This window comes from Paraburkholderia sp. RL17-380-BIE-A, assembly GCF_046028085.1.
Taxonomy (GTDB): Bacteria; Pseudomonadota; Gammaproteobacteria; order Burkholderiales; family Burkholderiaceae; genus Paraburkholderia.
In genome coordinates, this window is the sequence record NZ_JARESQ010000009.1 from 137,404 (window position 1) to 150,817 (window position 13,414).

Sequence of the window (13,414 nt, forward strand, 5' to 3'; positions counted from 1 at the left end):
ACAACATATTTCAGGCCAACACCATTATCTACGGGTATTTCCGGGTGTGGATCGCAGGTTTTCCGGGCTGATCCAGGGCAGTTTTACTATACAATCGCCCGAACCCAAACACCGTGTGGCCGCCACCAGCGGCCGCCTGATTCGATGGCCACAACCATCCGCGACGTCGCCCGCGCGGCCAGCGTGTCGATCGGCACCGTCTCACGCGCACTGAAGAACCAGCCGGGCCTGTCCGAGGCCACCCGCGAGCGCGTCGTCGAAGCGGCGCGCAAGCTCGGCTATGACGCCGCCCAGCTGCGTCCGCGCATTCGCCGCCTCACGTTCCTGCTGCACCGTCAGCACAACAATTTCGCCGTCAGCCCGTTCTTTTCGCATGTGCTGCACGGCGTGGAAGACGCCTGCCGCGAACGCGGCATCGTGCCCTCCGTACTGACCGCCGGCCCTACCGAAGACGTGATCCAGCAGATGCGCCTGCACGCCCCGGATGCGGTGGCAATTGCCGGGTTCGTCGAACCGGAAACGCTGGCCACGCTGGTGGCGATGCAACGCCCGCTCGTACTGATCGACCTGTGGGCGCCCGGCATGCGCTCGGTGAATCTCGACAACGCCGCGGGCGCCACGCTCGCCATGCGGCATCTGTTCGAACAGCAGCGCAAGCGAGTCGCGTTTATCGGCGGATCGCTCGCGCACTTCAGCATCGCGCAGCGGGCGCTTGGCTACCGGCGCGCGTTTTTCGAAGCGGGCTTGCTGTTCGACCCGTCGCTGGAAGTGACTATCGACGCCGGCCTCGATCCCGACAGCGGCGCGGCGCGTGCAATGCATCAGCTGCTCGACGCGCCGGGCCCACGTCCCGACGCCGTGTTCGCCTACAACGACGCCGCCGCGCTCGCCGCGCTGCGCGCCTGTCTCGCGCGCGGCCTGCGCGTGCCCGAGGACATCGCCATCATCGGTTTCGACGACATTCCCGCCGCCGCGCATGCCACGCCGCCGCTGTCCACCCTCTCGGTCGACAAGGAAGCGCTCGGCCGGCGCGGCGTCGAGCTTCTGCTTGAAGACGCACCTGCCGAACTGGCAGTCCGCCTGCCCGTTCATCTCATTGCCCGTGCCAGTACTTTGGTGAAAACGCCATGACGCAATCCGATCCGCTTCACCCCGCTAACGGCGCCGTTGCGGTGCCGCCCGTCGAGAGCTTTCGCGAGCGCGACTTTCTGCTCTCGCATGTGCAGGACACACTGCGCTTTTACGCGCCGAACGTGTTCGACCCGAGCGGCGGCTTTTTCCATTTCTTCCGCGACGACGGTTCGGTCTACGACAAAACCACACGGCATCTGGTGAGTAGTTGCCGCTACGTCTTCAATTACGCGATGGCGTATCGCCAGTTCGGCGACCCGCAACATCTCGAATACGCGCGCCACGGCTTGCAGTTCCTGCGCGAGGCGCATTGGGACGCCCAGCACGAAGGCTACGACTGGGAACTCGAATGGCACGACGGCAAGAAGCGCACGCTCGACGCGACGCGCCACTGCTACGGCCTCGCGTTCGTCCTGCTCGCGTATTCGCATGCGGCGATGGCCGGCATCGAGGAAGCGAAGCCGATGATCGGCGCGACCTTCGAGTTGATGGAACACCGCTTCTGGGACGCCGCCGCGGGCCTCTATGCGGACGAAGCATCGCCCGAATGGCGGGTCAGTTCGTACCGCGGGCAGAACGCGAACATGCACACCACCGAGGCGCTGCTCGCCGCGCACGAAGCGACCGGCCATCTTGTCTACCTGGATCGCGCCGAACGGGTGGCGTCGAATATCACGCTGCGTCAGGCAAAGTTGTCGCAAGGGCTGGTGTGGGAGCACTTTCACGCGGACTGGTCGGTCGATTGGCACTACAACGAGGAAGACAGCTCGAACATTTTCCGGCCGTGGGGTTTCCAGCCGGGGCATCAAACCGAATGGGCCAAGCTGCTGCTGATTCTCGAGCGCTTCCGGCCGTTGCCGTGGCTGCTGCCACGCGCCATCGAACTGTTCGACGCCGCCATGACGCACGCCTGGGATGAAGACCACGGCGGCCTCTATTACGGCTTCGGTCCCGACGGTACCGTGTGCGACCACGACAAATATTTCTGGGTGCAGGCGGAGACCTTCGCGACCGCCGCGCTACTCGGCAAGCGCACCGGCAACGAACGCTTCTGGGACTGGTACGACGAGATCTGGCGCTATAGCTGGGCGCATTTCGTCGATCACAAGTATGGCGCGTGGTATCGCATCCTCACGTGCGACAACCGCAAGTACAGCGACGAAAAAAGTCCGGCCGGCAAGACCGACTATCACACCATGGGCGCGTGCTACGAAGTACTGGCCCACGCGCTGCCCGATGGCGCGGCCACGGCGTCCGAATCCGCGGAGCAGACAACATGAGCAACCCCAACGCGAATAGCGAATTCCCCCTCTTCGTCTCAGCCGGCGACATCCTTACCGATCTCGTGCGCACCGGCCCTTCGCAATGGCTGTCGCGCCCCGGCGGCGCCGGCTGGAACGTGGCGCGCTGCGTGGCGCGGCTCGGCCTGCCCACTGCGTGCGCCGGATCGCTGGGCGTCGACAATTTCTCCGATGAACTGTGGAACGCGAGCGTGGCCGCGGGGCTCGACATGCGCTTCATGCAGCGCGTGGAACACCCGCCTTTGCTCGCGATCGTGCATCAGACGCATCCGCCCGCGTACTTCTTCATGGGCGAGAACAGCGCCGATCTGGCCTTCGATCCGGCGAAACTGCCGGCGGGCTGGGCGAGCCACGTGAAGTGGGCGCACTTCGGGTGCATCAGCCTCGTGCGGCAACCGATCGGCGACACGCTCGCCACGCTTGCCGCCGAGTTGCGTTCGCAAGGCGTGAAGATCAGCTTCGATCCGAACTACCGGAATCTGATGGAGCACGGCTACGAACCCACGCTGCGCAAAATGGCCGCGCTCGCCGATCTCATCAAGGTGTCGGACGAAGACTTGCGCCTGCTGTTCAAAACCGACGACGAGGCCGGCGCACTCGCGCAATTGCGGGCCATGAATCCCACCGCCACCGTGCTGGTCACGCGCGGGCCGGAGAGCGCCATGTTGATCGACGGCGCCATGGTGACCGAGGCGCGGCCGCCGCGCGTCGAGGTGGTCGACACGGTCGGCGCGGGCGATGCGTCGATTGGCGGCCTGCTGTTCAGCCTGATGACCGCGCCGCAGCGCGCGTGGCCCGAACACCTTGCGTTCGCGCTGGCCGCCGGCGCGGCTGCGTGCCGCCACGCCGGCGCGCACGCGCCGTCGCTCGATGAAGTCGTGGCGCTCCTGTAATCCGGTTGCCTTGTACGGCGCGCATTGTCACAGCCATAACGCGCCGGCAGGGTGGAGAACCCTGGCGCCGCCATCGTGCTAGGATGAAAAAACCGAAACCTTTGGAAGATGGAGCGACGCCATGGACGACATCACTTACACCAAAGGCATCTACACGGCCATTGCCTCGATACGCGAAATAGATAGCGATACCTGGCAGGGCGTGGTCACCCTCACGCGCGACGAAGGCGACGCAACCGCCGACCAGGAAACCACGGTCTACGAAGTCGACGCCACTTCGTCCACGCCTGAGGAAGCCCTCGAGGAAGCCAAGGCGCTCGCTCATCGCATTCTCGGGGAAATCGAACTCTAGGCAGACCGGCGCCGCGCGTTTCGCGTTTTGCTATTCGCGTTTGCTTCTTGCGTTTGCTCTTTGCGTCCGCGTTGCGCCACCCTGGACTAACTGGCCGGAGGCGGTCATGGCTGAACAGCTCTTCCTCTACGGCGTGTATTCGATTCACGTCCGCCCGCTCGAACTCAGCGGTGCTCGCTGGGATGCGGAATACGAAATCCGCCATCGCGAGAAAGCCGTCAAACCGTGGACGACGGTAGGCGGCGACAACGGTTACGGCGCCGCGACCGAAGCTGTCGCGGCCGCGCATCAGCAGGCTGTCGACGATATCGAACATGGTGCTGGCATTCCCAAACCGCGTGCGTTTCCGTGACTACGAAGCGCGCAGGCTTTCGCGTTAATGACAGGGTTGCGCGATCACTTCAGTGCCCGGCAGTACGCCGTGCCTTGACGTAAGAGTCGCACGCGGCAGCCCGCCGCGCGGCTCGCCTTTCAAGCGCCCGCGCACCCGCCTAACCCACGCTCCGCGGCCAAAGCGGCGTGCTACGCTTTGGCCGTTTTCATTTCCACGATCCTGCAATGGCGACAGAACCGACAGACCGTCCTTCAAGCTTCGGCAATGGCGAAGCACGCGCGCCGGCACGCCGCCCGCGCGGCAGCCGCGAATTGCGTCTGGACGATCGCGTGGTCATCGCCCACGGCATGCCGACACCGCTCTGGCAGGATCTCTATCACCGCGCCCTCGTGGTTCGCTGGCCGACCTTTTTCGTGTCGCTCGCGGTCCTGTTCCTGCTGCTCAACACTGCGTTCGCCACGCTCTACCTGCTGGGCGACGCGCCGATCGCCAATCAGTTTCCGGCGGGTTTCAGCGGTGCATTCTTCTTTAGCGTGGAAACGCTCGCCACGGTCGGCTACGGCGACATGCATCCGCAAACCGTTTACGCGCACTGGATCGCCACGCTGGAAATTTTCGTCGGCATGTCCAGCATTGCGTTGGCGACGGGGCTGATCTTCGCGCGCTTTTCGCGCCCGCACGCCAAGATCATGTTCACCCGCTACGCGGTGATCCGGCCGATCGACGGCCGCATGACGCTGATGGTGCGCTCGGCCAACGCGCGTCAGAACGTGATCGCGGAGGCCCGCGCGAAACTGCGCATTCTGCGCCAGGAGACCAGCGCCGAAGGTTATACGTTGCGCAAGCTCTATGACCTGACGCTGTTGCGCGATCAACACCCGGTGTTCAAACTGGGCTGGACGCTGATGCACATCATCGACGAAAGCAGTCCGCTGTTCGGCGAAACCGCCGAGACGCTCAAAGGCCGCGACACGTCGCTGATTCTCACGCTGGAAGGCGTCGACGAGTCGACCTCGCAAACCATGCAGGCGCGCCACATGTGGTCGTGCGATCAGATCTACTGGCATCACCGTTTCGCTGACATCATGAGCGAGCAGGACGGCGTGAGCCATATCGATTACGCGCATTTCGACGAAATCGTGCCGCTCGACGACGCGCCCATTGCGGCCCCGAGAGCGCCGGCGCCGGTGCAGTAAGCGGGTCGAAACGCACCAGGGCATACCCGAATGCCGCCGCCGCGTGGCAGATCTATCTCAAAACTCCGTTAAAACGCTCGGCTCTTCTCGCCTCTTCGCGGGTTGCTGACCAAAGTAGAAATAATTCACTCTAATCGGCGCTAAAAAATAGAGTCTCTTTCGCTGCGCTAACTTCGTGGTCCCACCACCGCGCGCGGATGCAAACCGCAACTATGTTGCATGGGATCGGAGTAAGCGCTAAAGCGCCAACTCCGATCGACAACGGAGACTCCCCCATGACCGCTCGCCTGCCCATCGACGGCACGCCCGCACTGGCCGATTACAAGCTATCCGATAACCTCATTGCGACGCGCGGCCGCATCTTCCTCACCGGCACGCAGGCGCTGGTGCGCCTCGCGCTCATGCAGCGCGCCGCCGACAAGGCTCGCGGCCTGAACACCGCCGGCTTCATTAGCGGTTATCGCGGTTCGCCGCTCGGCATGGTCGACCAGCAGTTGTGGAAGGCGAAAAAACTGCTCACGGCGAGTGATATTCGCTTCTTGCCCGCCATCAACGAAGAACTCGGCGGGACCGCCGTGCTCGGCACGCAGCGGGTGGAATCCGACCCGGAGCGCACCGTCGAGGGCGTATTCGCGATGTGGTACGGCAAGGGCCCGGGCGTGGACCGCGCCGGCGACGCGCTCAAGCACGGCAACGCTTACGGCTCGTCGCCGCACGGCGGCGTGCTGGTGGTGGCGGGCGACGACCACGGCTGCGTGTCGTCGTCGATGCCGCATCAGAGCGACTTCGCGTTGATGGCCTGGCATATGCCGGTGGTGAATCCGTCCAACATCGCCGACATGCTCGAGTTCGGTTTGTACGGCTGGGCGCTGTCGCGCTTCTCGGGCGCGTGGGTCGGCTACAAGGCGATCTCCGAAACGGTCGAATCGGGCTCGACGGTCGATCTCGACGCGCTGCGCACCGACTGGGCCGCACCGCAGGATTTCGCAGCACCGGCAGGTGGCCTGCACAATCGCTGGCCCGATCTGCCGAGCCTGACGATCGAATCGCGCATGCACGCCAAGCTCGACGCGGTGCGCCACTTCGCGCGCGTGAACAGCATCGACAAATGGATCGCGCCGAGCCCGCATGCGAACGTGGGGATCGTGACCTGCGGCAAGGCACACCTGGATCTGATGGAAACGCTGCGCCGTCTCGATCTGACCGTCGCCGATCTGGAAGCGGCCGGCGTGCGGATCTACAAGGTCGGCCTGTCGTTTCCGCTGGAAATGACGCGGATCGACGCGTTCGTCTCCGGCTTGTCCGAAGTGCTGGTGATCGAGGAGAAAGGCCCGGTCATTGAACAGCAGATCAAGGACTATCTGTACAACCGCTCGCAAGGCACGCGGCCGATCGTGATCGGCAAGAACGCCGAAGACGGCACGCTGCTGCTGTCCTCGCTCGGGGAATTGCGGCCGTCGCGCATTCTGCCGGTGTTCGCCAACTGGCTCGCGAAGCACAAGCCCGCGCTCGATCGTCGCGAACGCGTGGTCGATCTGGTCGCGCCGCAAATTCTCTCGAACGCGGCGGACAGCGTGAAGCGCACGCCGTACTTCTGCTCGGGTTGTCCGCACAATACCTCGACCAAAGTACCGGAAGGGTCGATCGCGCATGCGGGCATCGGCTGTCACTTCATGGCTTCATGGATGGAGCGCGACACGACCGGCCTGATCCAGATGGGCGGCGAAGGCGTGGACTGGGCGTCGCACTCCATGTTCACGAAAACGCGCCACGTATTCCAGAATCTCGGCGATGGCACCTACTTCCACTCCGGCATTCTGGCGATCCGCCAGGCGGTGGCCGCGAAAGCCACCATCACGTACAAGATTCTCTATAACGACGCCGTCGCGATGACGGGCGGCCAGCCGGTGGACGGCAGCATCTCGGTGCCGCAGATCGCGCGTCAGGTGGAAGCCGAGGGCGTATCGCGCTTCGTCGTGGTCAGCGACGAGCCGGAGAAATACGACGGCCATCACGACCTTTTTCCGAAGGGCACCACGTTCCACCATCGCAGCGAAATGGACACCGTGCAGCGCGAATTGCGCGACACCGACGGTGTGACCGTACTGATCTACGACCAGACCTGTGCGGCGGAAAAACGCCGGCGCCGGAAAAAAGGCGAATTCCCCGATCCGGACAAGCGTCTTTTCATCAACGAAGAAGTTTGCGAAGGCTGTGGCGATTGTGGCGTGCAGTCGAATTGCCTGTCAGTCGAACCGGTTGAAACGGCATTGGGCCGCAAACGCCGCATCGACCAATCGTCGTGCAACAAAGACTATTCGTGCGTGAATGGCTTCTGCCCGAGCTTCGTCACGGTGGAAGGCGGCAAGCTGAAGAAAGCCGCGGGCGCCGCATTCGATCCGCAAGCATTGGCCGCACGCGTCGACGCTTTGCCGATTCCCGCAACGCATCTCGACGCCGCGCCGTACGACATTCTGGTGACGGGCGTCGGCGGCACGGGCGTCGTGACGGTCGGCGCATTGATCAGCATGGCTGCGCATCTGGAAGGTAAGAGCGCGTCGGTGCTCGACTTCATGGGCTTCGCACAAAAGGGCGGCTCGGTGCTGTCGTTCGTGCGTTTCGCCGCGCGCGACGAGTGGCTCAATCAGGTGCGTATCGACACGCAGCAAGCCGACGTGCTGCTCGCCTGCGATATGGTGGTCGGCGCAAGCGCCGATGCGCTGCAAACGGTGCGTCATGGCCGCACGCGCATTGTCGTGAACACGCATGCGATTCCGAACGCGACGTTCGTGACCAATCCTGACGCGACGCTGCACGCCGACGCCCTGATCGACAAGATGCGTCATGCGGCAGGCGCGGAGCGCATGTCGACATGCGACGCACAGGCACTCGCCACGCGCTTTCTCGGCGACACCATCGGCGCAAACATTCTGATGCTCGGTTATGCCTGGCAACTTGGACTCGTGCCCGTATCGTTCGGCGCGATGATGCGCGCGATCGAATTGAACAACGTCGCGGTGCAGATGAACCAGCTCGCGTTTTCGATCGGCCGCCTCGCTGCGCAAGATCCGGCCGCGCTCGAATCGCTGTGGCAGGCACGGCATCTGGCGAAGCAGGCTGTGCGCGTCGATACGCTCGACGAACTGATCGCGCATCGCGAAGGGCGTCTGCAGATTTACGGCGGCGCGGCGTATGTGAAGCGCTACCGTGCGCTGGTCGATGCGGCACGCCGCGCGGAGACCGCCGTGGACACGAAGAGCGAGCGCATGACGCGCGCGGTGGCAACCACGTTCTATCGTCTGCTCGCGGTGAAGGACGAATACGAAGTGGCGCGCCTGCATACCGATGCCGCGTTCCGTGAAGCGCTGGAAGCGCAATTCGAAGGCGTGGCCGGCAAGGACTTCGGCATCAAGTTCAATCTCGCGCCCCCGACGCTCACGCGCCCGCAACCCGGCAAGAATCCGGCCAAGAAAACCTTCGGTCAATGGATGTGGCCGGTGCTAGGCACGCTGGCGAAATTCAGCAGCCTGCGCGGCACGATGCTCGATCCGTTTGGCCGCACGCTGGAGCGCAAGATGGAGCGTGAACTTGCCGGCGACTACGAAACCACGATGCAACGCGCGTTCGCCAAGCTCAACGCCGGCAATCTGGAAGACGTGGCGAAGCTCACCGACCTGCACGCCCGCGTGCGCGGTTATGGTCACGTAAAGCTCGCGAATCTGGCGGGTGTGAAGCGTGGCGAGCGCGATCTGGCCGCACGCTTGCAGATCGAAGCGGCGACCGGTGAATCGGTGCGGAAATCGCTCGAAGAGGTAAAAGGCGCGGGGCAGTTGCGCGGCATTCCGGTGGTCGTGGCGAAGTAGTGTTCTTCGCTTTCCTTGCACGTGGACATGCGTGAATCAATGCCGCTTCGGGAGCGATCTCGAAGCGGCATTTTCTTTGCCCGGTGATCTAGCTACGCGATGCGTCCAGCAGCGCTCTGACTTTCGCGACCCTGGCCGCATCGACCGGCGCGAGACCCTTGCCGTCCACGCGAACGCCCGAACCGAAATGCACCGCTTCGACTTGCGTGCTGCTCACAAAACCGGCAACGGCATCAACCGTCAAGCCGGCGCCGGCCAGCACCGTCAAATGCGAACCGGACGCTTGCCGCACCAGCTCGCGGATCGTCGCTTCAGCGTGCAGAACTGAAGGTTGTCCACCCGAGGTCAGCACATTCGTAACGGCATCGAAACCGAGCAGCACGTCGAGCGACTGGTGCATATCACGCGCTTCGTCGAACGCGCGGTGGAAGGTGATTGCCAGTCCATCTGCCGCGTCGATCGCACGCGCAAGGCCTTCGCGATCGATCTCGCCCGACGCATTCAGCATGCCGATCACGACACCGTTCGCGCCTGCCGCCTTGACCGCCCGCACGTCGCGCAGCATCACCGCGTAATCGTCGGCGTCGTACACGAACGAGCGGCTATGCGGCCGCACGATTACGTTCACGGGAATCTCGACCGCCGCCACCACCGCTTCGATCAAGCCGAGACTCGGCGTCAGGCCGCCCTCGCCCATTGCGGTGACAAGTTCGAGACGGTCGGCGCCCGCTTGCGCGGCAAGGCGCGCGTCGGCAACGGTCGTGGCAATGACTTCTAGAAGGACGGACATAAGCACGGCTGAAGATCGTTGAAACCGACATGATCTCCAAAAATGCCCCGGGCCGCCCCAACTTTTTTTGCGCTCCCTTGAGAGGCTGCCGCGCAACGACAGTTAGGGACACTCAAAAATTCTCTTCGTCCACCCAGTCAATGTCGCCGCACAACACGCAGGTCTGCGCGCCGACACGCGTCGCCACCGAAAGCGTCACGCACGGCAACGCCTCGTTGATCGACAGATAGGGACGCGTCACATGCACACGCTCCGGCGCATTGATCGCATCGCGAAAATACGGTCGACGCAGCCAGTTCGCGCCCTGCGCGTCGGCGAGCGGCAGAAAGCGTGTTTCATGCGCCGCGCGATCGGCGCGCAGCACGACGTTGCGGCCCGCCTGCTTGCCCTTCGCGTCGAGCAGAAAGCAGCGCGCCGCATGGTCGAGGGCGAGAAAATTCCAGCACACTTCCTCGAGCGGTTCGCCGGCCGCGAGGCGTTCCGCCGCCCGCTCGAAAGCCCGCAAGTACGGCGCAAGCCGGCTTGCGTTGCGGCGCTCGCGCGCTTCGGTCTGGTCGCGATAACGCTCGGTGAGCTCGCTGATGCACGTGGTGGCGTGCAGCGCGTCGGCCGCGCCCGGGTTCGGGCGGCCGAAGAAAAAGCCTTGCACGAAGTCCGCGTTGCAGGCGAGCGCCATTTGCGCTTCATGCTCCGTTTCCACGCCTTCGATCAGTACCAGTTTGCCCGCCTCGTGCAGCAGCGCGACGAGCCCCGGCAGAATCGTCGCCATGTCGGCGCGATGCGCGGCGTGCGACAGCATGACGCGATCGAGCTTCACGATATCCGGATTCAATTGCCAGATCCGTTCGACGTTCGAGTGTCCCGCGCCGAAGTCGTCGAGTGCGATCAGGAAACCGCGCTCGCGGAACTGGCGCACGGCGTCGGCGAGACGCTCCAGATCTTCCGCGCGATGTTCGAGCACTTCGAGCACGATGCGCCGCGGCGGCAAATCGAGCCGCTTTAACGTGGCCAGCAACGCGGCGGCGAGATACGGATCGGTGAGCGCGCCGGGATGCACGTTCAGGAACAGCCATTCGCGCTCGGCGCCGAGCACCTTGAAATTTTCCAGATGCAGCGTCTGGGCCAGCCGGTCCACCTGAAGCACGTCGCCGAGGCGCGCGGCTTCGCCGAATACGTCGAGCGGCGACACGGGCCGGTCGAGCCCGTCATGCGCCCGCAGCAGCCCTTCGTAGCCGACAGCCCGCATATGCGACAGACTGAAAATCGGCTGAAACACGCTGCTTAGCGTGAGCTCGCCATGCTGCACCGTAAAACGTTCGAGCCCCGACGTCATCTCGACCTCGAAGCCATGCGGCGCGCTGGCCGTTCTTTCCTGTTGCGCAATCGTCATGCAGTCCTCTCACGCGAGAGCCGGGCCGGTCCGAACGCGGAGGCGAACAACCTCGGCGCCGTTTCTCAAATGTGCGTCATCGATATACCTTAAGCAAGCTCCATGCGCACGCTGACGCACATTCCAATGAAATTTATACGAAAGATTACGCACGCGGACGGGAGCATGCGCCGCTCGTGGGCGTAGAGCGCACCGTTACGGTGCGCAACCTCGTCGAGGCGCTCATGCGCCGCGGATTGGCGCCTTCGTGACGCCCTCGTGCCGCCCTCGTGCCGCGCCGGCGATGGCACAAGGCGTCGTCGGGCTAAACTTCGGCCTTGCACTTCGTAAGCGCCGCATGGCCGATAGGCGAAGATCACCGAAGCAACGGCGTTATATCCCCCGAAATAGACCGATGGACATTGTCTTTACCGTATTGATTCTTTTGCTCGCCGTCGCCGCCTCGGGCGTCGTCACCCGCATCTTGCCGGTCTCGTTGCCGCTGCCGCTCGTGCAGATCGCGATCGGTGCGTTGCTCGCGTGGCCGAAGCTCGGGCTGCACGTCACGTTCGACCCGGAAATTTTCATGATGCTGTTCATTCCGCCTTTGCTGTTCGCGGACGGATGGCGCATTCCCAAGCGCGAATTCTTCATGGCGCGCCGCTCGATCCTGATGCTCGCGCTCGGCCTCGTGTTCATGACGGTGCTGGTGGTCGGTTACTTCGTGCATGCGCTGGTGCCGTCGATCTCGCTGCCGGTTGCGTTCGCGCTGGCCGCGGTGTTGTCGCCGACGGATGCGGTGGCGCTGTCCGGCATCGTCGGCAAAGGCAAGATCCCTGGGCGGCTCATGCACATCCTGGAAGGCGAGGCGCTGATGAACGACGCGTCGGGACTGGTCGCGTTGAAGTTCGCCATTGCCGCCGCGCTGACCGGCGTGTTTTCGTTGCGCGAAGCGTCGATCAGTTTCGTGATCATCGCCGCGGGCGGCCTTGCGATCGGCGCGGCAGTGAGCTGGCTGTTCAGCTTCGTGTCGGCGCGCTTCCTGAATCTCACCGAAGAAGGCGACCCGGCGCCCGGCGTCGTGATGACGCTGCTGATTCCGTTCGCCGCGTATCTGATCGCCGAACGCCTCGAGTTGTCCGGCATTCTGGCCGCGGTTGCCGCCGGCATGATGATGAACTACGCGACGATTGCGAACGCCGGACCGGTGTCGTCGCGGGTGCGCGCCACCAGCACGTGGACGATGATCGAGTTCGTCTTCAACGGCATGGTGTTCATTCTGCTGGGGCTGCAGTTTCCACACATTCTCGGACGCGCATTGCTCGACGCGCACGAGACCAGCAACGCGCAGGTCTGGCTGCTGATCGGCTATATCGCCGCGGTGGGGGTGGCGCTCTATGCGATGCGCTTCGTGTGGGTGTGGCTGCTGCGCTGGTTCGCGAGCCGCGGCGCCGCGAAGCAGGGCGTGGCCAATGCGGTGCCGGGTTTGCGCACGGTCACGATCACGACGGTGGCCGGCGTACGCGGGGCAGTGACGCTCGCGGGCGTGCTGTCGTTGCCGGAGGTGTTGCCAGGTGGCGTCCCGCTGCCGGGCCGCGATCTGGCGATCTTCATCGCATCCGGCGTGATTCTGCTTTCGCTGCTGGTGGCCGTCGTGGCGCTGCCGCTGTTGCTGAATGGCTGGCGCCGTGGCAAGGATCCGCATGCCGCCGAGGAATTGCTCGCGCGCACGATGGCCGCGCAAGCGGCGATTCGGGCCGTCGACGAGGTGCACGACACCGAGTGCGCTGATCTGGATGAATCGGCTTCGGCGTACGCGGCTGATGTCACCGCGCGAGTCATGGACCTCTATCGGCGCCGCCTCGCCACGCTCGATGAAGAGCAGGAGCCCCGCGAGCTGGCGCGCCGCGCCGATGCGCTGGAGTTCAGAATGAAGCTCGCGGCCATGCGAGCCGAACGCAAGACACTGCTCGCGCTGCGCAGCACTCAGGAGATCAATGACGAGACGTTGAACAAGCTGATGCGCGAAGTGGACCTGTCAGAGACTGCGCTGACGGCGCGCAGGCGCTGACGCGCGGCGCTGCGTGATGGCGGTTCCAGCGGCTGGCGCGTTTCTCCGAATTTCTCCGAATGAGACATCACGGAAACAGAAGCCCGCGCCGCCGCCGAACCGCTTGATACGAGA

Annotated in this window: 10 protein-coding genes; 8 read left to right on the forward strand and 2 right to left on the reverse strand. The window is 64.1% G+C overall.

Going from position 1 to position 13,414, the window contains the following annotated elements; translation table 11 throughout:
• The first annotated feature begins 144 nt into the window (after nucleotides 1-144).
• From P0D68_RS17195 to P0D68_RS17225, 7 genes are all read left to right on the forward strand, one after another.
• Nucleotides 145-1,131 carry a LacI family DNA-binding transcriptional regulator gene (locus tag P0D68_RS17195; protein ID WP_408298465.1) on the forward strand — a complete coding sequence of 329 codons (987 nt, stop codon included), beginning with the start codon at nucleotides 145-147 and terminating at the stop codon, nucleotides 1,129-1,131.
• Nucleotides 1,128-2,411: an AGE family epimerase/isomerase gene (locus tag P0D68_RS17200; protein WP_408298463.1), complete on the forward strand. Its 1,284-nt coding sequence runs from the start codon at nucleotides 1,128-1,130 to the stop codon at nucleotides 2,409-2,411. Before P0D68_RS17195 ends, P0D68_RS17200 begins: the two co-directional genes overlap by 4 nt.
• Complete coding sequence (locus P0D68_RS17205) at nucleotides 2,408-3,325, forward strand: carbohydrate kinase family protein (RefSeq protein ID WP_408298461.1); 918 nt, start codon at nucleotides 2,408-2,410, stop codon at nucleotides 3,323-3,325. Before P0D68_RS17200 ends, P0D68_RS17205 begins: the two co-directional genes overlap by 4 nt.
• Before the next feature lie 121 nt (nucleotides 3,326-3,446).
• A complete protein-coding gene (locus P0D68_RS17210) occupies nucleotides 3,447-3,677 on the forward strand; it encodes a hypothetical protein (RefSeq protein WP_091797009.1) in 231 nt (76 codons plus the stop codon).
• Between the two features lie 106 nt (nucleotides 3,678-3,783).
• Entirely contained in the window at nucleotides 3,784-4,029 is a 246-nt protein-coding gene (locus P0D68_RS17215; protein WP_091797011.1) for a hypothetical protein, read from the forward strand.
• Between the two features lie 206 nt (nucleotides 4,030-4,235).
• Complete coding sequence (locus tag P0D68_RS17220) at nucleotides 4,236-5,207, forward strand: ion channel (protein WP_408298458.1); 972 nt, start codon at nucleotides 4,236-4,238, stop codon at nucleotides 5,205-5,207.
• 275 nt (nucleotides 5,208-5,482) lie between these two features.
• Nucleotides 5,483-9,070, forward strand: coding sequence for an indolepyruvate ferredoxin oxidoreductase family protein (locus P0D68_RS17225; RefSeq protein WP_408298456.1), 3,588 nt, complete (start codon nucleotides 5,483-5,485; stop codon nucleotides 9,068-9,070).
• Between the two features lie 88 nt (nucleotides 9,071-9,158).
• Here the strand turns inward: P0D68_RS17225 and P0D68_RS17230 are convergent, their stop codons facing one another.
• On the reverse strand, nucleotides 9,159-9,860 hold the full coding sequence (locus P0D68_RS17230; protein WP_408298454.1) for a copper homeostasis protein CutC: 702 nt from the start codon (nucleotides 9,858-9,860) through the stop codon (nucleotides 9,159-9,161).
• 112 nt (nucleotides 9,861-9,972) lie between these two features.
• Entirely contained in the window at nucleotides 9,973-11,250 is a 1,278-nt protein-coding gene (locus tag P0D68_RS17235) for a sensor domain-containing phosphodiesterase (protein WP_408298452.1), read from the reverse strand.
• Between the two features lie 394 nt (nucleotides 11,251-11,644).
• Here P0D68_RS17235 and P0D68_RS17240 point away from each other — a divergent pair, with 394 nt between their 5' ends.
• Nucleotides 11,645-13,300, forward strand: a complete 1,656-nt coding sequence (locus P0D68_RS17240) for a Na+/H+ antiporter (protein WP_091797021.1) — start codon at nucleotides 11,645-11,647, stop codon at nucleotides 13,298-13,300.
• Nucleotides 13,301-13,414: the final 114 nt, after the last annotated feature.

What these genes read in the sequence shown, in the direction of transcription:
- P0D68_RS17220 (WP_408298458.1), top strand. Translation starts at nt 4,236, where the DNA reads ATGGCGACAGAACCGACAGACCGTCCTTCAAGCTTCGGCAATGGCGAA.
- P0D68_RS17225 (WP_408298456.1), top strand. Translation starts at nt 5,483, where the DNA reads ATGACCGCTCGCCTGCCCATCGACGGCACGCCCGCACTGGCCGATTAC.
- P0D68_RS17210 (WP_091797009.1), top strand. Translation starts at nt 3,447, where the DNA reads ATGGACGACATCACTTACACCAAAGGCATCTACACGGCCATTGCCTCG.
- P0D68_RS17195 (WP_408298465.1), top strand. Translation starts at nt 145, where the DNA reads ATGGCCACAACCATCCGCGACGTCGCCCGCGCGGCCAGCGTGTCGATC.
- P0D68_RS17200 (WP_408298463.1), top strand. Translation starts at nt 1,128, where the DNA reads ATGACGCAATCCGATCCGCTTCACCCCGCTAACGGCGCCGTTGCGGTG.
- P0D68_RS17235 (WP_408298452.1), bottom strand. Translation starts at nt 11,250, where the DNA reads ATGACGATTGCGCAACAGGAAAGAACGGCCAGCGCGCCGCATGGCTTC.
- P0D68_RS17240 (WP_091797021.1), top strand. Translation starts at nt 11,645, where the DNA reads ATGGACATTGTCTTTACCGTATTGATTCTTTTGCTCGCCGTCGCCGCC.
- P0D68_RS17215 (WP_091797011.1), top strand. Translation starts at nt 3,784, where the DNA reads ATGGCTGAACAGCTCTTCCTCTACGGCGTGTATTCGATTCACGTCCGC.
- P0D68_RS17205 (WP_408298461.1), top strand. Translation starts at nt 2,408, where the DNA reads ATGAGCAACCCCAACGCGAATAGCGAATTCCCCCTCTTCGTCTCAGCC.
- P0D68_RS17230 (WP_408298454.1), bottom strand. Translation starts at nt 9,860, where the DNA reads ATGTCCGTCCTTCTAGAAGTCATTGCCACGACCGTTGCCGACGCGCGC.